Genomic DNA, 18,866 nt, shown 5'->3' with positions numbered 1-18,866 from the left:
TTGCGCGCGCAGCCTAGCGCCGCGCCAGTGCCTGTGCCGCCGCCGTGGCACCGCCCGCTTTGTGCGGAATGTCCAGCGCGGTCAGCCCGGCCTCGATCACACCCAGAAGGCCAAGGATCATGTGCGCGTTCACATGGCCCATATGACCGATGCGGAAATAGCCGGAGGCGGTCGGATCATCGGGATCTTCGACCCCCAGACCGATTCCCAGGGTCACGCCCGCCACATCCCTGCACCATGCCCGCAGCCGATCGCCCTGCCCCTTGCCAAGGCTCAGCGCCGTCACGGCGTGGGACCGCAGCGCCGGTTCGGCGATATTCAACCGCATGGGACCGTCCTGCCCCCAATGTTCCACCGCGGCCCAGATAGCCCCGGCGAGCGTCGCGTGACGCGCCCAGATGGCATCCAGCCCCTCGGCCCGGATCATGTCCAGCGCCGCCCGCAGGCCATAGATATGATGCGTCGGCGCCGTGCCTCCGAAGTATTGGTAGAACATCTCGGGATTGGCGCGCGGCCGCCAGTTCCAGTAATTCGACACGGCCGGCATGGCGCGCTGCACCTCGGCGGCGCGCTCGTTAAAGAACACAAGCCCCAGTCCAGGTGGCGTCATCAAGCCCTTCTGGCAGGCGCTGACTGTCACATCCGCGCCCCAGGCATCCATCCGGTAGACATCACAGCCCAGGGACGCCACGCAATCCGCCATCAGCAACGCCGGATGCCCGGTCTCCTCCAGAACGGTCCGGACCGTCATGATATCCGACCGAACCGAGGACGAGGTGTCCACATGCACCGCAAGGATCGCCTTGATCTTTTGCCCCTTGTCCGCCAGCAGCGCGGCGCGCACCCGTTCGGCGTCGATGGGCGTCTGGCGGCCGTGTTCCAGCAGCTCCACGTTGATCCCCAGACCCCGAGCCACCTCTGCCCAGCCGTGACCAAAGCGTCCGCAGGCAGGCACCAGCACGGTTTCCCCCGGCGCGACCGTGTTCGCCAACGAGGCTTCCCACGCGCCATGTCCATTGCTGATATAGATCGCCACGTCCTGATCGGTCTGCGCCACGTACTTCAGATCCGGCACGATGCCCTGCACCATGGCCAGCAACTCGGCGTCATAGATGTCCGGCGCCGGGCGATGCATGGCCTGCAACACCGCATCAGGAATGACCGAAGGTCCGGGAATGGCGATATGGGACCGACCGCTGGCAAGCGTCATCATGCGACCTTTCTTTTGTCGTTTTGGTCGGACGGAACACCCGCAGCACCGCCGCGTCAATCCCCCCAGCGATGTCGCGTTGCTGGACAGCGCCCCCCGACCCCGGTAGACGCGGCCCCATAGCACAGGATACCATGCATGCTGGCCAAACTCCTCGACAGACTCGACCACGCCGAACGCAGGGTGCGTCACTCTTTCGGCAAGGACATCACCGATCCGAAACAGCGGATGTTGTCGCGGCTGCATTATCATGTCTTCGACCATGCGTTTCTGCGCGTGCTCTGGACGAATTTCTTCCAGATCGCACCGGGGGTCTACCGCTCGAACCAGCCGACGCACGCGCGCTTTGCCCGCTATGCCGCCATGGGGATCAAAACGGTGGTCAACCTGCGCGGCGAGGACAAGCGCGCGCATTATCTCTTTGAAAAGGAAAGCGTCGAGGCGCTCGGCATGACGCTTGTGGATGCCAAGCTCTGGGCCCGCACCGCCGCCCCCCGCCGCCGCCTGCTGGCGGTGATCGACGCGCTGCGCGAGGCAGAGCGCCCGATGATGTTCCACTGCAAATCCGGTGCCGATCGCGCGGGCATCGTCGCGGCCATCTACCTGATGGTGTTCGAAAACGTGCCCGTGTCAGAGGCAAAGAAACAGCTCGGCCTGAAATACATCCACCTCGATTTCACCAAGACCGGCGTTCAGGATTACATCCTGCGCCTGTTCGAAGCGCGCCAGGACATTGGCGAAATCGGCTTCGAGGACTGGTTGAAGACGGAATATGTTGCCGGTCCGATCCAGGAGGGCTGGGACGCGCGCACGCCAGAGACCGAGATGGCCAGACGTCTTCATGAGGCGCGCGAGCAGTGACATCCTCCGACACAAACGCAAAATACTTGTTCATGTGGCTGTGGCGGCGTTACCTGCGGCGCTACACCGGCCTGTTGCTGATTGCGCTGGCTTTCATGGCGCTGGAAAGCGGGATGACCGCCGGCTTCTCGGTGATGATGGAGCCGCTGTTCGACAAGGCCTTCACCTCTTCGAATCGCAGCATTCTGGTCACCGTGGGCGTGGTGGTTCTGGTGCTCTTTGTGGCCCGTGGACTGGCCAGCGCGGTGCACAAGGTGATCCTGACGCGCGCCGCCCAGCTGTCCATGGCCGATATCCGGCAGGACATGCTCAACCACCTGATGACGCTGGAAATCGGCTATCACGCGGACAAGGGCCCCGGCCAGCTGATCCAGCGGGTCGAGGGTGACGTCGGCGCCATCGCCAAGGTCTGGAGCACGCTTGTCACCGGCGCCGGTCGGGATGCGCTCACCTTCGTGGCGCTTCTGGGCGTGGCCTTCTGGACCGACTGGAAGTGGACGCTTGTGGCCCTGATCGGCCTGCCGCTGATGATCGCACCGACCGCGATGCTGCAACGCTACGTGCGACAAAATGCGCGCAAGGTCCGCGACATCGCCGCCGACCAGTCCACGCGGCTGAACGAGGTCTTTCACGGCATCACCGCGATCAAGCTCAACCAGCTGGAACGCCACCAGTCCCGCAGATATCGCGTCCTTGCACGCGACCGCGTGCGCGGCGAAACCCGCTCCGCCGCAGGCTCCGCGCTCCTGCCCTCGCTGGTGGACATCATGTCCGGCCTCGGGTTTTTCGGCATCCTCTATTTCGCCGGAACGGAGATTCAGGACGGCAGCAAGACGCTCGGCGAATTCATGACCTTCTTCACCGCCATCGGCATGATGTTCGAACCGCTCCGGCGGCTCGGCGCGGTCAGTGGCGCGTGGCAGGTGGCCGCCGCCAGCATCGAGCGCATCATCGAAATCATGCACACCGAACCGGTGCTGGTCAGCCCGTCCAACCCACAGCCGCGCCCGGACGGCGTGCCAAGCGTGGTGTTGGACAACGTGTGCCTGACCTACGGCGACACCCCCGTGCTGCGCGGCCTGAGCTTCACGGCAGAAGCGGGCAAGACGACGGCGCTGGTCGGGGCCTCCGGCGCGGGCAAGTCAACGGTGTTTCACCTGCTGTCACGCCTTGTGGACCCGCAGACCGGCTCCGTCACCATCGGCGGGACCGAGGTCTCCGCCATGGGCCTGAAGGACTTGCGCGGCATGATCTCCATCGTCAGCCAGGAGGCCCTGCTGTTCGACGAGCCGCTGCGCGACAACATCGTTCTGGACCGCACCGTCGATGAGCCCGCCTTGACCCGCGCGCTTGAAGCCGCCCATGTGCAGGACTTCGTGCCACGGCTGGAACGTGGCCTCGACACACGCGTCGGCCCGCGAGGGTCGAACCTGTCCGGGGGCCAGCGTCAGCGCGTGGCCATCGCCCGCGCCGTGCTGCGCGACACGCCGGTCCTGTTGCTGGACGAGGCGACAAGCGCGCTCGACACCCAATCCGAAGCGGTCGTGCAAAAGGCGTTGGAGCAGTTGGCAGAAGGGCGCACCACGCTGGTCATCGCCCACCGCCTGTCCACCGTGCGCAACGCCGACAAGATCGTCGTGATGGACGCGGGCCAGGTGGTCGAACAAGGCACACATGATACGCTGCTGGCCAAGGGCGGCACCTATGCGGCGCTTTACAACATGCAGTTCGGCGCCGAAGCCGACTAACGCCGGTAGCTGCGCGCCAGCGCCTCGGGGTCGGCCCCGCTCAGGTAGCGCACCAATGTCATCAGGTTCCGCCCGCCACGCCGCAGCCAGCCTTGCCGGCGGTACTTCTCGGCGGAGGTTTCTGCCACGCCCTCGACCGGGTGGAGCCGCCCTTTCAAAGCACGCGCCAGGGCCACGTCCTCCATCAGCGGAATGTCCGGATAGCCGCCGACAGCCTCATAAAGCGCGCGAGAGATCAGCAGCCCCTGATCGCCATAGGGCAAGCCAAAGACCCGTGACCGCAAGTTGGCCCAAGCCGCCACCAGCCGCGCGGGCGCCCCGCCACCCTCAAAGCTTAACAAAAAGTAAGCCGCTGAGTCCGCTTGCAGATTCGCGTTGTCAGCTGACAATTTCCGCATCACCGCCTCGCTCCAGCCGGGCAACAGCACCGTGTCCGCATGGAGCACCAGCAGCCAGTCGCCCTGCGCCGCATCGCAGCCCCGCCTCAACTGCCCCCCACGGGAGGCCGGCCCGCTGACCACTTCGGCACCGGCCGCCTCGGCCACCCGCACCGTGGCGTCCGTCGATCCCCCGTCAGAGACCACCAGCTCCCGGATCAGCCCGGCGTTCAGCCCCTCCCCCAGGGCCATCAGGCAGCGCGGCAAACACGCCTGAGCATTCAGCGTCGGGATCACGACAGAGATAGGTGCGCGCATTCTGCCCTTCCTGTGCCACAGCGGGCATCACGCTCCCTGTCATCCAAGGGAGGTAAGGCCTATATGTCACCCGAAGGACAAAGGGGAAAGACATGGCAGATAGCGCGCGCAAGGTATTGAGGGTCAGCGGACCGGAGGCCCGTCCGTTCCTGCAAGGCTTGGTGACCAACGATGTGGACCGGCTGGACACCGGTGCGGTCTATGCGGCGATGCTGACGCCACAGGGCAAACTGCGCTGCGACTTCTTCCTGCTCCCCGATGGCGACGACGTTCTGATCGACGTGGCGGCAGAGGCCGCGCCCGCCCTGCTCCAGATCCTGACCATGTACAAGCTCCGCTCCGACGTGACAGTCGCAGAGACGGACCTGACCGTCACCCGTGGCCTTGGTGAGCCACCGGAGGGCGCCTTTGCCGATCCGCGCGACCCGTCGATGGGCTGGCGCGGCTACCACGGCCAACCGGGCGACGACGTCGATTGGGACGCGCTGCGTGTCGCCGCGCTGGTCCCGGAGCAGGGCGTGGAACTCACACCGGACACCTTCATCCTCGAAGCAGGGTTCGAGCGTCTCAACGGCGTCGACTTCAAGAAGGGCTGCTATGTCGGCCAGGAGATCTGCGCCCGCATGAAGCACAAGACCGAGCTGCGCAAAGGCCTCGCCCGCGTGACGGTCGATGGCGCAGCCCCGGTCGGGACCGAGATCGTCGCAGGCGGCAAGGTCGTTGGCACCCTGTTCACCCAAGCCGGTGGCGAGGGCATCGCCTATCTGCGCTTTGACCGCGCCTCGGACGACATGCAGGCCGGGGAGGCCCGCGTCAGCTATCCCGCATGAAGACCCGCATCGCCAGCGCCTTGGGCGCGGAGGTCACCGACCTCCGCCCGCTGCACGGTGGTGACCTGTCCGAGGTCGTGCAGGCCACGCTGTCGGATGGACGCCACCTGGTTGCCAAGCTCGGCGCACATGTTGCGGTCGAGGCGCGGATGCTACGGGCCATCGCCCGGACCGGGGCCAACACGCCGAAGGTCCTGCACCACACCGACGATCTTTTGCTTCTCGAACACCTGCTAGAGGCGCGGCCCTCCCCCGCAGGATGGCAGGCCTTGGGCACCACCCTGCGACAGTTGCACAGCGCGCCTGCGCAGACCCCCGGCTGGACGGAGGACTATGCCTTTGGCGCGCTCACCATCGACAACCAGCCGCGCCGCGATTGGCCGACCTTCTGGGATCAGGCGCGGCTGAGACCGTTCCTCCCCAGCCTGCCAAAGCACACAGCCAACCGCCTGAGCGCGCTGTTGCCCACCCTGCCCAACCGCCTGAACAACGCCCCACTGGCGCTGCTGCATGGCGACCTCTGGACCGGCAACGCGCTGTTCACCGCAGACAGCGCCTACCTGATCGACCCAGCCATCTATCACGGCGACCCCGAGGTCGACCTTGCCATGCTGCATGTCTTTGGCACCCCGCCTGACGCCTTCTGGCAGGGCTATGGGACCCCGCGTGAGGGATGGCACGCAAGGCGCTCCATCTATCAGCTTTACCCCGCCCTCGTGCATCACAGGCTGTTTGGCGCGGGCTACCTTGGGTTGGTGGACCAACTGCTGGACGAGGCCTTCGCATAGGCCAGCACCGTGGCTTCTGCCCCGTGGCGCTGCATCAGCGCGCGGGAGGCCGTGTTGAAGGCATGGACCCTGACCGTCCAGCCATCGAAGTGGCCTGCGATTTCCGCCTCGAATCGGGCGATCAATCGCGATGCCAGCCCACGACGTCGCCAGATCGGCTCCACATAGATGTGGTCAAGCAGCGCCTGCCGCCGGGGATGCTCCATCACGGGGGCCGCCGCCGGGACAGGCAGCCATTTGAGGTAGCCACGGGCCACGCCTTCGGTCCGGTAGATCAGGAAGCGCGCACCGTCCGCCTGCGCGCTTTGCAAAAGCCCCAACAGGTCCGCGTCGCACGCCCTGTCGTGAAAGCGATCGGGTGCATGGTCCGCGTGATACGCGTTCAGCGCGCGCATCAGCGACACAAGATCCGGCAGGTCCGAAGTCTCGGCAGTGGTGATCATGAAAAAGGCCTCCTGGCTGAGATGCCGGAGGCCTTTTCGTTTCATGTATCGCCCCCGGCGGTTGCACGGGGAACGAAGTTGGCCGTACGCGTTATGCGCGCTCGGAATACTCCATGGTTTCGGTGTTCACGACGATCTTCTCGCCCTGCCCGACGAAAGGCGGCACAGTGACGCGCACACCGTTATCAAGTGTCGCAGGCTTGAAGCTGTTCGCAGCTGTCTGACCTTTGACGACCGGCTCGGTCTCGGCGATCTCGCAGATCACTTTTTGCGGCAGCGTGGCATTCAGCGCCTCTTCGTCGTGGAATTCCACGACGATGGTCATGCCGTCCTGAAGGAACGGACGCCGATCCCCGAGGATCTCGGCGTCCAGCTCGACCTGGTTGTAGGTTTCGGTGTCCATGAAGGTCAGGCGACCGTCGGCTTCGAAAAGGAACTGCATGTCCTTTTGTTCAAGGCGCACACGCTCGACTTTGTCCGCTGAGCGGAACCGTTCGTTAAGCTTTGAGCCGTTACGAAGGTTTTTCATCTCGACCTGAGCAAAGGCGCCGCCCTTGCCGGGCTTCACGTGATCGACCTTGACCGCGGCCCAAAGATGGCCGTCGTGCTCCAGAACGTTTCCGGGACGGATCTCGTTTCCGTTGATCTTGGGCATTATGACGTTTCCGTGGCAAAAGGTTGATGGAACTTAGACCGGTCCTATATCTCGCGCATGTCCTACTGGCAAGACAACGATATCTCGTGTGCCCATGTATGGAGGCATGCGCCAAACGCAAAGGTGCTATGCTTTAGTGGGGTATCCGAATCGAATGAGAGGTGCCATAACGCGCTCTACGCCGGAAAAGACAAGAGCAATAATTAAAGGTCGCAACATGAAAGATTTCGTTGACGGTACCGCATTCAACGCTGAGCAAGGCAACCGCGCGCGCAAGCTTTTTGCCGCCGTGGTTTTGGCTGCTCTCGATGATGCGATCGCCGATGACAAGAAGTATGGAAACGGCCCTGAGCAGATCGCCCGCTGGGCGCGCTCTCGTGATGGCCGTGAAGTTCTGTCCTGTGCAGGCATTGACCCGAACGAACGTGTCGTTTCGGGCCTGATGGAGTTCGTCTCCAAGGGTGTCCGCACCTCCGTCGCGCTGTCGCGCGAAGAAAGCGAACGTCGCAACGCTGCGGCACAACAGGCGGAAGCCGCCTGATCCTACCGGCATACGGACCCAACTTGAGAAGACCCGCTCGTCAAGAGCGGGTTTTTCTTTGTCCGGCGATTGGCAAGGCAAGCGCTGTCCAGCAAAAAGCCCGCTTCAAGGCGGGCTTTTGCGATCTGTCTGCGGTGCACAGGTCAGTCGAAATCCTGCGTCATCATCACGCGGTGGATTTCACGGCGCACCAGCTTGCGCACATTGCGTGTGATACGCTCCCCCAAAACGCCCTGAAGCTCTTGGCGCACAATGTCTGACACCATCTCTCGCAACATGGCCTCGTCCAGAATGGGGGCGTTCCGGTCCTGTTCATCCGACAGATCCCGGCTGTAGGCCTGCTGGGTGGAGATATCCGCCTCAGGTTCCGACTGCGGCAATGCGCCTGTGGGACCGGCGGTGTGATCTTCCCATTCGATGACACGCGGCTCAGCGGTCGCACGACGTCGAAAGACAGGGCGTACGGTGTCACTGTCCTCAGGTTCGGACGTCTCCGCGGCAGGCTCTTGAGAGGCGGTCAGCCGCTTTGCCAGATCGTTATCCGGTTCGGGAGGAGTGGCAATTTCGTTGGTCAGACTTGGCGCGGAGGCGGTCAACGCGTCGTCCTCTTCGGGCATCTCAGACGCAGAATCGTGCGCGTTGTCGTCCATCAGGTCCGTTTCATGACCCTCTGCGGTGTCGGCGATGACCTCAGGCGTCTCAGAGGCCAGGCTATCGCTGCCCTGTGCGACAGGCTCCTCTGCATCGCCCCGACTGGTGTCGTCCATGATTTGGGCGAGCTGTTTGTCCCTGCCCCGGACCAGCGCCTCGAGCGCGGAAATCTTACGCTCAAGCTCACTATCGAGTTCCGCGGTCTCTGGCCCGGCTGCATCATCATCGAAGGCCGCGAGCGCGGCGGTCAGGTCAAGTTCGTCATCGGCAGAGGATTCATCGTCGAAGACGTCATCAGGCGCGCTCTCATCTGCCAGTTCGGCGGGATGCTCATCAGTCTCCGCCTTGAGCTGCGAGAGCACAGACTGCAAATCGGTGACCTCGGCGCCATGCTCGGGAGGGTTTGCGTCGTGCCGCTTTGACGGGACAGGGCTGGAGAGTTGCAGGATCTCGTCGCCTGCTGGCGCATCGTCCGCGCCGTCAGACCGGTCTTCCGCCTCATCATCCGTGGCCAGTGCACGCGTCACTTCCTCCTCCACAAGCTGCGTCAGCAGGGAGGGTTTCGGAGACGTCTCGGACGCCACAGACGGCTTTTGAGGGGCGGGATTCGTCAGCAGCACCGGACCGGTTTTGGCGGCGGGTCGTGCCTCCGGGTCCGGGTCCTTCACTCGCAACGCGGGCGTCAGAACCAAGCGGTCAACCCGCTTGGCCTCTCGCCTTGCCACAGGCGCATTCGGGAGGGGAGGAGAATCTTCGGACACAAGCCTCCGGATCGAAGACAGAATATCCTCTATTTCCACATTCGTGACGGAGTTTGACATTGTTTTTCCACTCTGGCCTCGCCTCGAAGTTTACCCCCTCGATGAGAGTCGCACAACAGACACGAAAAAAGTTAGTCTTTTCCGAGAGCCCGGAGGACGCGGTCCAATTCCTTGCCCTGCTTGCTTTGCGAAACAGGTGCATTGCGCACCATGTTGTAATATTGCGACGGATCGAACTGCGGGACCGCCAGTTGCAGCGCCTCCGGCGTCATCAGACCAATCGCCGACAAGACAGAGTATGCGGCCTGAAATTCAGAGATCTCCGCAGAGATCAAGCTGGCACGGGCATCGAGCAATTCCTGCTCGGCATCCAGCACGTCCAGCGTCGTCCGAGCGCCAAGCGCGGCCTCTTCGCGAACCCCCTGGAACGCGACACGCGCGGCGCGCACCTGTTCCTGAAATGAGGTCTTGTTGGCTTGCGCCACACGCAGATCGGAATAGGCCTGACCGACGTTCTGTTCAATCGTCAGGTAGACGACATGCAGCTGCGCGCGTGACGCATCGCGATTGGCCATCGCCTGACGCACCAGAGAGCTCAGCTCACCGCCTTGGTAGATCGGACCGGAGGCGCCCAAGGACACGGACCCTCCCTGATTGAAGCTGCGGTTGTTGAAGGATTCGGTCAGCCCGTAGCTGCCGGTCACGGAGACCGTCGGCTTCATTGCGCCCTTTGCAATCAGGATGCGCAGCTCGGAGGCGGCAACTTGGTGCTGTGCGGAAATAATTTCCGGGTGACGGCGCACGGCCTGGGACTTTGCCTCCGCGACGGAACCGGGGATCTTCGGCAGGCGTGTCGGCTGGACCAGTTGGCCCGGATCGCGTCCCACGAAACGGTGGAATTGTTCGCCCGCGGTGATCAGTGCCCCCTCTGCAGCAGCGAGCGCGGCGACGGCGGCGGCCAGGCGAGCCTCTGCCAGGGCCACGTCGGTGCGGGTCACTTCGCCGACCTCGAAACGGTCCCGGGCGGCGCGCACCTCCTGACGGATGACGCGCACGTTGTTCTGGCGCAGGCTGAGCGACTCAGTCGCTTCGCGGATCGCGAGGAAGGAAAACGTCGCGTTCAACAGCAATGTCTGTTCGGCAGACAAAAGCGTGGCACGTGTGGCCAGAACGGATTCTTTCGCCAGATCCACGCCAAGCCGCAACTGACCGCCGGCGTAGAGCACAAGCTGAACAGACAATTCGATGGAAGATGTCAGAGTGCTCGTGCGCTCGATGGCCGTATCCGGAACGCCGCTCACACCGTAATTGCGATTGATGCCACCGGACCATTTCAGCGCCGGGCGCATCGCGGCCAGGGCTTGTGCCACACCTTCATCTGCCGCACGCAACAAGGCGCGGTTCTGCTCGATCGCGCCGCTGTTCACATATGCGTCGCTCAAGGTTTCGGCCAGCGTCTCACCCAAGGCGGTGGTCGCCATGCTCATTGCGAGAACGGCGGCTGCAACCCGCCTTACGCCTCCCGTGCGAAGTCTACCCAGCATCACTGCCCCCTTGGTCCGGTCTGTGCCGGCCTTGCTATCAGAACGCGAATTCTTCGGCTTTTTCAAAGCCTGCCAGTAGCGGCGCCGTTCCGTTGAATGCGAAGCGCCAATTCATGTCGCCATCTATCTTGTGACCCACGCGCACGGTGCCGAGCATCCCATCCATAAAGATGACGACCATGCGACCGCCCTCTTTGAGCTGGGAAATCAATGCGGTCGGCAATTGCTCCACAGCGCCTTCGATGATGATTGCATCGTAGGGGCCATGTTCCGCGGCGCCGTCTGTCAACGCGCCGTGGTGCAAGGCGACATTGTCGGCATGATGCTCAGACAGCAGCGATTGCGCCTCGTCTATACGTGTCTCGTCATCGTCGACGGCGACCACCGCCTCTGCAATGCGCGCGATCACAGCCGACGAGTAGCCAAACCCCGTGCCCAGATCGAGCACCAGATCGGAGTTGGAAAGATTCAACGCGTCCAGCATCTTGGCGAAGAGGCGCGGGTCCAGCAGGACGCGGCCGTGGCCCAGGTCTACGTGTTCGCTGACATAGGCCGCCTCAATCTTGTCGCGGGGCACAAATGCCTCGCGCGGGACCGTCAGCATCGCATCGATGATCGGGAATTCGGTGACATCAGACGGACGCACTTGCGTGTCGACCATCATGCGGCGTCGTGTGGCAAAGTCGCTCATGCACTAAACTCTTTCGTTCAGAGACGTTGGATGCGTTCTGCCACAATCAAACGGATGCGGCAATGTCCCAGCCCATCAAACTTGCGACGAAGGTGACGAAGTCACGGAAATGTGGCGTGGCCTGTTGCGAAAAGGCCGCTGCACATTTGCGGTGCAAACCGTGAAATCCACATGCAGAACACGCCGGGCCGCGCCGCAGGACGTGCATCATATGCCCACTGCCGCCTGAGCAGCGTGGCCTCCTGACGATCCCCAGACCTTCAGGGCATTTCGGCACGAAATGTCCCGAGCGGCTGGTTGCATCCGTTCATGGCCTGGGTGCCGCCGCCAAACAACGAGAGACTTTGCGATGAATGTTACGCTTCTGTAAGACGCAGAGCTGCTATACTGACAAGGGTGACGCAAGTGCTTGTAGATAGATGGAGGCGAGTACCGGAATCGAACCGGTGTACACGGATTTGCAATCCAGCCGCTTCCCATTAAATAACAATTACTTAGGCCCGAAAAAGTATCAGGACAGACCGAAAACAAAGAGGGAACCTGATACTCGGCGCAAAGCCTCTCATTTGTCCAAGCTCATGAAGCCGAACCACAAGCGCATGTCGCGCATGATCGGCTACACCCTGACACTCGGCGATGCTGACGCATGGGCCGGTTTCACGACCGTGGCAATGGCGCGCCTGACCGTCGAAGAGCGCGCCGCGCTGGCATGGGCTGCACTCCGGGCGCTCGATACCCCGGAACAGGCCGAGCAAGTCGCCAAAGCGGTCCTGTCCTTCGCCGATTACCCCCTGCCGACCTTCCTTAATCCGATGGACGATGCGCGCTGGTGGGCCTCCTTTGCCTCTCTGAAAGAGCGCAAGGCGTATGCGCTGGCAGCCTATGAGGCCCTTCCAATGCGCGAGCAGATGGCGTTCCGCAACCATATCTCGGAAGTGGAGATCGCCGCATGAAGATGCTTGTTCAACGGACTGCGAGCAGCGCGGCCCTGCCCTTCATCCTCGATGACTTGAAGCTCCACCTTCGGGTTTCCGATGACGCCGAAGATACGGCTGTGCAGAACATCGGCCTAACGGCGGCGGCAGAGATCGAACAATTCGCCCAGATCGCCCTGATGATCCAGACGATCCGCGTTACGATCTTCAACCCCGCAAAAGAGTATGGCTTGAGCCTACCCATCGGCCCAGTCGCGGATGATGACGTGCCGACCGTGAGCATCGATGGCGAGGCGTTCACCGCTTTTGACTTTGTGGGCGGCAACCGTCCCTACATCCGGTGGCTGGCGAGTTACTTCGACCTGACCCCAAGCCGCGTCATCATTGATTATCAGGCCGGGTTCGGCGCGGACGCATCGGACGTTCCGTCCGACCTCGCTCAAGCCCTCATGGATCAGGCCGCGCTGCACTATGACGGCAGGTCGCCGATGGACGCTAAGTCCCTGACGACATCGCCGCACATGGCCCGCGTAGGCGCTCGCTATCGCGGGGTGTCTGCATGACCTCGGCAGAGCTGGACGAGATCCTGATGCATCGCTGGCCCTTGGTCATGCGCGCGGTAATGGCCGGTACGGATGATTGGCTGAAAGGCTTTGTCCGATCCATCGCGCGCCATGGAAAGCGCGCATCTTGGCGACCAACCCAACGACAAGAGCAGATCATGCGACGGCTGGTGTCCGAACTGGGCACAGCTCCGACACATGATGTGGATGTGATCGAAAGATGAGGAAACGGCGGCCCTGCGTGCCACTCGCATAGACGCAGGGCCGATGTGGTGGCCGGGGTAACAACGGTGGCACCACAAAGGAAAGCCTACCACGGGCGGGATCATAGGCAAAGGGCAGTCCGCAAGGTTGAGGCCCGATCCCCGGCACCGCGCTTAGGTGCCGCAAGCAGCAACCAACCGACCGGCAGAAGCGCATGACCGGACGGGCCCAGAAGCGATGGACCGGCTCCGTTGAGCAGGAACTACACGCTGAGGGCATAGGGACTGCCACGGCTTCGTGCTGTGGGCAGTCGTCCTATGCCCTTCGCTCCAAACCTCACCATTGAGCAGGTGAGCAACGGTTGAACGAAGAACTACGCGCGAGAGGATACGCGATGGCTGAGGCGAAGAAAAAAAGAGAGTGGAAGAAAGCAGACGGATCACCGCTGCCGGTTGCACCCGCGCGCCCGTCGCTTGCTGACCTCGGCCAAGCTGACCTCTTCACCGATGGTCCCAATGCCGCAATTTCTGCGAACGAATGTAACCGTGTATCTGACTCTTCAATTTTCGCGCCCGGCGCAGAGCTGGAAAACGCGGCCCCGGCAGAGCGAGCTATGCAATTTATGCATAGCCTTCATATCCCCGAGGGGCCGAACGCCGGAAAGCCCGTCACCCTCGCACCCTTTCAGCGCCAATTCATCGAAGGCGCGATGGCCGACACGACCGCCAACGCCATTCTCAGCATCGGGCGCGGCAACGGGAAATCCGCGATCACGGCGGGCCTCGCCCTCGGCGGCCTGATCGGCGTTTGGGATCGCCAGCCCCGCCGCGAGATCATCGCAGCCGCGCGGACCCGCGATCAGGGGCGCATCATCTGGGACTTTGTGGCGGGCTTCATCGCCAGTCTCCCCATGGAAATCCGGCGGCACTTCATTTTCCGTCGCGCGCCCCGCCTTGAGATCGAATATGAGGGAGACGGCGGCGGGCATATCCTGCGCGTGATCGCGGCGGACGGCAAATCAGCCCTCGGCGGCGCTCCGACGATGGCGATCCTTGACGAGCGCGGTCACTGGGCCCTTGATCGCGGCGACGAGCTGGAACACGCGCTGCTGTCCGGTCTGGGCAAGCGGGAGGGCCGGGCGTTCCTGATCAGCACCAGCGCCAGCGACGACACGCACCCGTTTTCCCGGTGGATCGACGATCCGTCGCCCGGCTCCTACGTTCAAGAGCATCGGCCCGCGCCCGGACTGCCCGCCGATGAACCCGAAAGCCTGCTGATCGCCAACCCCGGCGCGCCTCATGGCATCGGCGGTTCTCTGGAATGGCTGGAAGCTCAAGCCAAGCGCGCCATTGCGCGGGGCGGTTCTAGCCTCACGAGCTTCCGGCTCTACAACCGCAATGAGCGCGTGTCCGGGGAATCGCGTGACCTGCTGATCACCCTGGACGAATGGCTTGGTTGCGAAACCTCGGCCTTGCCACCCCGAGAAGGCGGCGTCGTGATCGGGATCGACCTTGGCGGTTCGGCCTCGATGACGGCGGCGGCGTTCTATTGGCCCCAGACGGGGCGGCTTGAATGCCTCGGCACCTTCCCGTCTATGCCCAGCCTCTTGGATCGCGGCCAGACGGACGGCGTGGCCGGGCGCTATGTGGAGATGCACGACCGGGGCGAGCTGTCCGTTCTCGGCGACAAGACCGTGCCCGTCGCGCCGTGGCTGGTTGAGGTGATGCGCCATGTCGAGGACCAGCCCGTCATCGCGATAACGATGGACCGCTATAAGCAGGCCGAGCTGGGGGAAGCGATCAGCCGGGCTGGCATTCGTGCGCCGCTGGTGTGGAGGGGCCAAGGATTTAGAGACGGGGGTGAAGACGCGGAACGGTTCCGCCGCGCCGCCTTCGACGGTCTGGTGAAGGCCAAGCCGTCCCTGCTGCTGCGCTCGGCCTTCGCGGACACGGTGTGCCTGCGCGACCCGGCCAACAACATCAAGATTGCGAAGGCCCGATCCACGGGCCGGATCGACGCGGCGGCGGCATCGGTTCTGGCCGTTGCTCAAGGCGCGCGGATCGCAGCTCAACCCAAAGCGAAAGCGAGGATGCAATGGTTTTGAACGCCGGAAGCCTCAATCGCCGCATTCAGCTCAAGCGCGCGACGACGACACAGAATGGCGCCGGCGGAACCATCTACGAATGGCACGACCACGGCCCGCCGATCTTCGCCAGACGGCGCGATGTGTCCGACGCTGAGCGCCTGAGCGCCGCCGCGTGGGACAACAAGCTGGTGGTCCGTTTCGTCATCCGATCCAACAGTTTTTCGCGGGGCCTCAGGCGCACAGACATGATCGCGCACGAGGGCGTGCCCTACGGGATCGACGGCATCAAGGAGGTTCCAGACAACCGGGGCTTTCTCGAAATCACGGCGATCACGTCCGAGGGCTTGGAAGTCAATTCACCATTCGAGGTTTGAGGCAATGAGCATCCGCAAGGAACATCAACGGCATTCCCGGCATGTCACCCGCACGAAACGCTGGAAGGCGCTGCGGGCCGAGATCCTCGAACGCGACCGCTACCGTTGCAAATCCTGCGGCTGCGGCGGGCGTCTTGAGGTGGATCACATCAAGCCGGTCAGGACGCACCCCGAACTGTCCTATGAGCCGCGCAACCTTCAGGCGCTTTGCCCCGGTTGCCACACCAGAAAGACAAGGATCGAGTGCGGGCACCCCCCGCCCCGAGTGGACCGCCAAGACTGGCGGCAAGCTGTCGAGGCGCTGTCGCGCCCCGATGAAAGAGGCATCAATCAGAAGGAAATCAAAGATGCTTGAATCAGTGAAGATCGCCCGGCGGCAAAGCGAAATCCGCCAGAACCTCGCCGAGCTGGCGGGCAAGGAAACCCCGTCCGAGGATGAAGTCCGCGAGATGGACACGCTGGACCGGGAATATCGCTCCAACGAAACCCGCTATCGCGCGGCCTTGATCGCCGAGGACACCGAACGCCGGGACGCGGGCGGCGAGCTGGAAACCCGCACGGCACAGGATTGGGCCAACCTCATGGCCGGTTTCGAGATGCGCCAGGTCGCGCTGGCCCTCGATGAAGGGCGGCAACTGGATGGCCAGACAGCGGAGATCGTGTCCGAGCTGCGCAGCGCGGGCGGTTTCCGGGGCATCCCGGTTCCGTGGCAGGCGCTGGAAGTCCGGGCCGGTGAAACGGTCGCCAGCGGTACCCCGGACCCGATCCAGACCCGCCCCATCATCGACCGCCTGTTCCCGAACAGCGTGGCGGCACGCATGGGGGCGCAGATGATCAGCATTGACGCGGGCGCGGTGGAATGGCCCGTGACCACCTCGGCTGTCACGGCAGGCTGGGCGGACGGTGAGACGGCCAACGTGGCAGGCCCGACCACCTACGCCACGACCGACCGGGCCATGTCACCGGACCACAACCTCGGCATTCAGATGCGCATCACCCGCAAGACCCTGAAACAGTCCGGCGCTGCGCTGGAACAGGCGGTGCGGCGCGATATGAGCGGGGCCATGGGCGCGGCGATGGATCAGGCGGCGTTCCTCGGCACCGGGGCCAACGGCCAGCCGCTCGGCGTCATCACCGGCGCGGCAACCTACGGCATCACGTCCACGGCGGTAGGGGCGCTTGCGAGCTGGGGCGCGTTCCGCTCGGCTGTCACCCGGTTCATGACCGCCAATGCCGCCGGTTCGCCGGACGCGGTGCGAGCACTGATCCGGCCCGAACTTTGGGACTATCTGGACAGCGTTTTGATCAGCGGCACGGCGGTTTCCGAATGGGACCGGCTGGTGAAAAACCTGCCCTCGGGTAACATCGCCATGACGAACAACGCGCTTGCCGCGCCGTCCGGCACCCCCGAAGCCACCTCGGCCCTGCTGACCACCGCAGCGGGCGGTGTCGCTCCGATCTTCATCGGCGCATGGGGCGCGGTGGACATGATCCGCGACCCCTACAGCGATGCACAGTCCGGCGGGCTGCGGATCACCGCCCTTGCCACCATGGACGTGACCGTGGCGCGCCCGGCCCAGCTCGAACTGCTGACCGGCCTCGAACTGGAAGCCGCGTAATGCTCTGGGGCGCTCACACCGGCAGCCTTGAGCTGCGCACCGAGGGCGGGGAAACCCGCCTTCGGGCAACCTTCCCATATGGCCGGGAAACCGTGCTGGCCGAACGCATGGGGGCAGGACGTGAGCGTCGTGAGATGATCGCGGCCCGCGCCTTCGCGGATCGGCTAGAACGCGGCGAGGACGTGCACTTTCTGTCCGGCCATGACTTCAACAAACCGCTGGCCTCACGTTCCGCCGGCACCCTGACCCTGACCGAAACCAATGATGCGCTGACCATTGATGCGACGATCAGCCTCGACATGGGGCAGGTCAGCTATGTCAGGGACTTCCTGTCATCCCATGCGGCCGGGCTGGTGCGGGGCCTTTCCCCCGGCTTCCGCGTCCGACCGGGCGGCGAGACCGTCGAGGAACGCGGCACCGCGATCCTGCGGACCATCAAGGCGGCTGACCTGATCGAGATCAGCGCCGTCACGAAACCCGCCTATCCGCAAGCCCAGATTGAGGCACGGAACTGGCAACCCATCGGCGAGGTGGCAAAGCGCATGACGCACCGCCCCGCCGCAATCCGGTGGAGGTGACAATGCTCGGATGGCTCAAAGACAAGCTGCGACCGATCGAGGCACGGTCCAGCGGCGGCGGATACACCGCGCAAGTGATGGCGGCGCGTGACAGTTTTATTAGCGGGCGGCGCGGCGTGGCCGAGCTGACGGCGACGGTACAGAGCTGTGTCAGCCTTTGGGAGGGCGGCTTTGCCATGGCGGACGTGACCGGCACCAGCCTGCTGACCCGGCAGACCATGGCGATGATCGCCCGAGGCATCGCGCTGAACGGCGAGGCGGTCTATCTGATCACAGAGCTTGGCCTTGTCCCTGCAACGGATTGGGACGTGACCACCCGCGACGGCAAACCCCGCGCCTATCGCCTGTCCATCCCCGAGGCAGGCGGCGGGCGCACTGTCACGGCCCTTGCCGCCGAGGTTCTGCACCTGCGAATCGGCTCGGACAACCTGACGCCATGGATCGGCACCGCACCGCTGCGCCGGTCCAGCCTCACGGGCGGGATGCTCCATGCGGTAGAGGCTGCGCTTGCAGAGACGTTCGAGAACGCCCCGCTCGGCTCGCAGATCGTGCCCTTGCCGGACACTGGCGCCGATGACATGGCCACCATGCGCAACGCCTTCAAAGGGCGGCGCGGTTCAACGCTGGTGATCGAAGGTGTCGCCCAGGCGACGGCGGCGGGCATGAACCCGACCATCGGCCAGAAGCCCGATCAGCTTTCGCCGGACCTTTCCAAGAGTATGACGGACGAGACGTTGGCAGCGGCGCGCGAGGGAATCGGCATGGCCTATGGCGTCCTGCCGTCATTCTTCAACCGCGCGGCCACCGGCCCCGTGATCCGCGAGGCGCAACGCCAGCTCGCAATCTGGACTTTGCAGCCCATCGCCGCGATGCTGGCGGATGAGGCGACGGCCAAGCTCGGGGCCGAGGTGACGATTGACACCATCCGGCCCTTGCAAGCCTTCGACGCTGGCGGACGCGCCCGCGCCCTTTCGGCGATCATCAAGACGATGGCCGAGGCCAAAGAAGCGGGCATACCGCCCGGCGACGTGTCTGGCGCGATGCGAATGGTGGACTGGAAGGAGTGAAGAAAATCTTAACCACAATCAA

21 protein-coding genes are annotated in these 18,866 nt (G+C 63.8%); 14 read left to right on the top strand and 7 right to left on the bottom strand.

What is annotated here, in order from left to right; translation table 11 throughout:
* Positions 1 to 13: 13 nt before the first annotated feature.
* A complete protein-coding gene (locus J4E08_RS09135) occupies positions 14 to 1,210 on the bottom strand; it encodes a pyridoxal-phosphate-dependent aminotransferase family protein (RefSeq protein WP_349538482.1) in 1,197 nt (398 codons plus the stop codon).
* 138 nt (positions 1,211 to 1,348) lie between these two features.
* Between J4E08_RS09135 and J4E08_RS09130 the strand changes: the two genes are divergently transcribed.
* The gene (locus tag J4E08_RS09130) at positions 1,349 to 2,071 is read left to right on the top strand and encodes a phosphatase domain-containing protein (RefSeq protein WP_349538210.1); all 723 of its coding nucleotides are present in this window, start codon (positions 1,349 to 1,351) and stop codon (positions 2,069 to 2,071) included.
* A 32-nt stretch (positions 2,072 to 2,103) separates the two neighbouring features.
* Positions 2,104 to 3,819 carry an ABC transporter ATP-binding protein gene (locus J4E08_RS09125; protein WP_183964077.1) on the top strand — a complete coding sequence of 572 codons (1,716 nt, stop codon included), beginning with the start codon at positions 2,104 to 2,106 and terminating at the stop codon, positions 3,817 to 3,819.
* On the opposite strand, the gene J4E08_RS09120 is transcribed toward J4E08_RS09125, so the two are convergent.
* The gene (locus tag J4E08_RS09120) at positions 3,816 to 4,514 is read right to left on the bottom strand and encodes a TIGR04283 family arsenosugar biosynthesis glycosyltransferase (RefSeq protein ID WP_349538209.1); all 699 of its coding nucleotides are present in this window, start codon (positions 4,512 to 4,514) and stop codon (positions 3,816 to 3,818) included. The genes J4E08_RS09125 and J4E08_RS09120 overlap by 4 nt on opposite strands.
* A 92-nt stretch (positions 4,515 to 4,606) precedes the next feature.
* Between J4E08_RS09120 and ygfZ the strand changes: the two genes are divergently transcribed.
* Both ygfZ and J4E08_RS09110 read left to right on the top strand, forming a co-directional pair.
* Positions 4,607 to 5,344 carry a CAF17-like 4Fe-4S cluster assembly/insertion protein YgfZ gene (gene ygfZ / locus J4E08_RS09115; protein WP_349538208.1) on the top strand — a complete coding sequence of 246 codons (738 nt, stop codon included), beginning with the start codon at positions 4,607 to 4,609 and terminating at the stop codon, positions 5,342 to 5,344.
* Positions 5,341 to 6,132 carry a fructosamine kinase family protein gene (locus J4E08_RS09110; RefSeq protein WP_349538207.1) on the top strand — a complete coding sequence of 264 codons (792 nt, stop codon included), beginning with the start codon at positions 5,341 to 5,343 and terminating at the stop codon, positions 6,130 to 6,132. Before ygfZ ends, J4E08_RS09110 begins: the two co-directional genes overlap by 4 nt.
* Here J4E08_RS09110 and J4E08_RS09105 read toward each other — a convergent pair.
* Positions 6,087 to 6,575 (bottom strand): GNAT family N-acetyltransferase, encoded by a 489-nt coding sequence (locus J4E08_RS09105; RefSeq protein WP_349538206.1) that lies wholly within the window; start codon positions 6,573 to 6,575, stop codon positions 6,087 to 6,089. The two genes, J4E08_RS09110 and J4E08_RS09105, sit on opposite strands and share 46 nt — an antisense overlap.
* Before the next feature lie 91 nt (positions 6,576 to 6,666).
* Entirely contained in the window at positions 6,667 to 7,230 is a 564-nt protein-coding gene (gene efp, locus J4E08_RS09100; protein WP_183963481.1) for an elongation factor P, read from the bottom strand.
* 217 nt (positions 7,231 to 7,447) lie between these two features.
* Between efp and J4E08_RS09095 the strand changes: the two genes are divergently transcribed.
* Positions 7,448 to 7,771 carry a DUF6280 family protein gene (locus J4E08_RS09095; protein WP_183963483.1) on the top strand — a complete coding sequence of 108 codons (324 nt, stop codon included), beginning with the start codon at positions 7,448 to 7,450 and terminating at the stop codon, positions 7,769 to 7,771.
* A 143-nt stretch (positions 7,772 to 7,914) separates the two neighbouring features.
* On the opposite strand, the gene J4E08_RS09090 is transcribed toward J4E08_RS09095, so the two are convergent.
* The 3 genes from J4E08_RS09090 to J4E08_RS09080 form a co-directional block, all read right to left on the bottom strand.
* On the bottom strand, positions 7,915 to 9,243 hold the full coding sequence (locus J4E08_RS09090; RefSeq protein ID WP_349538204.1) for a hypothetical protein: 1,329 nt from the start codon (positions 9,241 to 9,243) through the stop codon (positions 7,915 to 7,917).
* A 71-nt stretch (positions 9,244 to 9,314) separates the two neighbouring features.
* A complete protein-coding gene (locus J4E08_RS09085) occupies positions 9,315 to 10,664 on the bottom strand; it encodes a TolC family outer membrane protein (RefSeq protein WP_349538203.1) in 1,350 nt (449 codons plus the stop codon).
* Between the two features lie 100 nt (positions 10,665 to 10,764).
* Entirely contained in the window at positions 10,765 to 11,418 is a 654-nt protein-coding gene (locus J4E08_RS09080) for a protein-L-isoaspartate O-methyltransferase family protein (RefSeq protein ID WP_183963489.1), read from the bottom strand.
* Between the two features lie 566 nt (positions 11,419 to 11,984).
* Between J4E08_RS09080 and J4E08_RS09075 the strand changes: the two genes are divergently transcribed.
* From J4E08_RS09075 to J4E08_RS09035, 9 genes are all read left to right on the top strand, one after another.
* Positions 11,985 to 12,371, top strand: a complete 387-nt coding sequence (locus J4E08_RS09075; protein WP_349538202.1) for a hypothetical protein — start codon at positions 11,985 to 11,987, stop codon at positions 12,369 to 12,371.
* Positions 12,368 to 12,916, top strand: a complete 549-nt coding sequence (locus tag J4E08_RS09070; RefSeq protein ID WP_349538200.1) for a head-tail connector protein — start codon at positions 12,368 to 12,370, stop codon at positions 12,914 to 12,916. The genes J4E08_RS09075 and J4E08_RS09070 overlap by 4 nt, the downstream gene beginning before the upstream one ends.
* Complete coding sequence (locus tag J4E08_RS09065; protein WP_349538199.1) at positions 12,913 to 13,140, top strand: hypothetical protein; 228 nt, start codon at positions 12,913 to 12,915, stop codon at positions 13,138 to 13,140. The genes J4E08_RS09070 and J4E08_RS09065 overlap by 4 nt, the downstream gene beginning before the upstream one ends.
* A 602-nt stretch (positions 13,141 to 13,742) precedes the next feature.
* Positions 13,743 to 15,224, top strand: a complete 1,482-nt coding sequence (locus tag J4E08_RS09060; RefSeq protein WP_349538198.1) for a terminase TerL endonuclease subunit — start codon at positions 13,743 to 13,745, stop codon at positions 15,222 to 15,224.
* Positions 15,215 to 15,580: a phage head closure protein gene (locus J4E08_RS09055; RefSeq protein WP_349538197.1), complete on the top strand. Its 366-nt coding sequence runs from the start codon at positions 15,215 to 15,217 to the stop codon at positions 15,578 to 15,580. Before J4E08_RS09060 ends, J4E08_RS09055 begins: the two co-directional genes overlap by 10 nt.
* 4 nt (positions 15,581 to 15,584) lie before the next feature.
* A complete protein-coding gene (locus J4E08_RS09050; protein ID WP_349538196.1) occupies positions 15,585 to 15,935 on the top strand; it encodes an HNH endonuclease in 351 nt (116 codons plus the stop codon).
* Positions 15,928 to 17,199: a phage major capsid protein gene (locus J4E08_RS09045; RefSeq protein WP_349538195.1), complete on the top strand. Its 1,272-nt coding sequence runs from the start codon at positions 15,928 to 15,930 to the stop codon at positions 17,197 to 17,199. The genes J4E08_RS09050 and J4E08_RS09045 overlap by 8 nt, the downstream gene beginning before the upstream one ends.
* Positions 17,199 to 17,777: an HK97 family phage prohead protease gene (locus J4E08_RS09040; protein ID WP_349538194.1), complete on the top strand. Its 579-nt coding sequence runs from the start codon at positions 17,199 to 17,201 to the stop codon at positions 17,775 to 17,777. The genes J4E08_RS09045 and J4E08_RS09040 overlap by 1 nt, the downstream gene beginning before the upstream one ends.
* 2 nt (positions 17,778 to 17,779) lie before the next feature.
* Complete coding sequence (locus J4E08_RS09035) at positions 17,780 to 18,844, top strand: phage portal protein (RefSeq protein ID WP_349538193.1); 1,065 nt, start codon at positions 17,780 to 17,782, stop codon at positions 18,842 to 18,844.
* The last annotated feature ends 22 nt before the right edge of the window (positions 18,845 to 18,866 follow it).

Origin of the sequence: Sagittula sp. NFXS13 (assembly GCF_040148795.1) — a bacterium.
Lineage (GTDB): Bacteria > Pseudomonadota > Alphaproteobacteria > Rhodobacterales > Rhodobacteraceae > Sagittula > Sagittula marina.
The sequence above is the reverse complement of the archived record's forward strand: the minus strand, read 5'-3'. Positions and strand labels throughout refer to the sequence as shown.

What these genes read in the sequence shown, in the direction of transcription:
- J4E08_RS09040 (WP_349538194.1), top strand. Translation starts at nt 17,199, where the DNA reads ATGCTCTGGGGCGCTCACACCGGCAGCCTTGAGCTGCGCACCGAGGGC.
- J4E08_RS09065 (WP_349538199.1), top strand. Translation starts at nt 12,913, where the DNA reads ATGACCTCGGCAGAGCTGGACGAGATCCTGATGCATCGCTGGCCCTTG.
- J4E08_RS09050 (WP_349538196.1), top strand. Translation starts at nt 15,585, where the DNA reads ATGAGCATCCGCAAGGAACATCAACGGCATTCCCGGCATGTCACCCGC.
- J4E08_RS09110 (WP_349538207.1), top strand. Translation starts at nt 5,341, where the DNA reads ATGAAGACCCGCATCGCCAGCGCCTTGGGCGCGGAGGTCACCGACCTC.
- J4E08_RS09045 (WP_349538195.1), top strand. Translation starts at nt 15,928, where the DNA reads ATGCTTGAATCAGTGAAGATCGCCCGGCGGCAAAGCGAAATCCGCCAG.
- J4E08_RS09120 (WP_349538209.1), bottom strand. Translation starts at nt 4,514, where the DNA reads ATGCGCGCACCTATCTCTGTCGTGATCCCGACGCTGAATGCTCAGGCG.
- J4E08_RS09070 (WP_349538200.1), top strand. Translation starts at nt 12,368, where the DNA reads ATGAAGATGCTTGTTCAACGGACTGCGAGCAGCGCGGCCCTGCCCTTC.
- J4E08_RS09090 (WP_349538204.1), bottom strand. Translation starts at nt 9,243, where the DNA reads ATGTCAAACTCCGTCACGAATGTGGAAATAGAGGATATTCTGTCTTCG.
- J4E08_RS09130 (WP_349538210.1), top strand. Translation starts at nt 1,349, where the DNA reads ATGCTGGCCAAACTCCTCGACAGACTCGACCACGCCGAACGCAGGGTG.
- J4E08_RS09125 (WP_183964077.1), top strand. Translation starts at nt 2,104, where the DNA reads ATGTGGCTGTGGCGGCGTTACCTGCGGCGCTACACCGGCCTGTTGCTG.
- J4E08_RS09080 (WP_183963489.1), bottom strand. Translation starts at nt 11,418, where the DNA reads ATGAGCGACTTTGCCACACGACGCCGCATGATGGTCGACACGCAAGTG.
- ygfZ (WP_349538208.1), top strand. Translation starts at nt 4,607, where the DNA reads ATGGCAGATAGCGCGCGCAAGGTATTGAGGGTCAGCGGACCGGAGGCC.
- J4E08_RS09135 (WP_349538482.1), bottom strand. Translation starts at nt 1,210, where the DNA reads ATGACGCTTGCCAGCGGTCGGTCCCATATCGCCATTCCCGGACCTTCG.
- J4E08_RS09035 (WP_349538193.1), top strand. Translation starts at nt 17,780, where the DNA reads ATGCTCGGATGGCTCAAAGACAAGCTGCGACCGATCGAGGCACGGTCC.
- J4E08_RS09095 (WP_183963483.1), top strand. Translation starts at nt 7,448, where the DNA reads ATGAAAGATTTCGTTGACGGTACCGCATTCAACGCTGAGCAAGGCAAC.
- J4E08_RS09105 (WP_349538206.1), bottom strand. Translation starts at nt 6,575, where the DNA reads ATGATCACCACTGCCGAGACTTCGGACCTGCCGGATCTTGTGTCGCTG.
- J4E08_RS09055 (WP_349538197.1), top strand. Translation starts at nt 15,215, where the DNA reads ATGGTTTTGAACGCCGGAAGCCTCAATCGCCGCATTCAGCTCAAGCGC.
- efp (WP_183963481.1), bottom strand. Translation starts at nt 7,230, where the DNA reads ATGCCCAAGATCAACGGAAACGAGATCCGTCCCGGAAACGTTCTGGAG.
- J4E08_RS09085 (WP_349538203.1), bottom strand. Translation starts at nt 10,664, where the DNA reads ATGGCGACCACCGCCTTGGGTGAGACGCTGGCCGAAACCTTGAGCGAC.
- J4E08_RS09060 (WP_349538198.1), top strand. Translation starts at nt 13,743, where the DNA reads ATGCATAGCCTTCATATCCCCGAGGGGCCGAACGCCGGAAAGCCCGTC.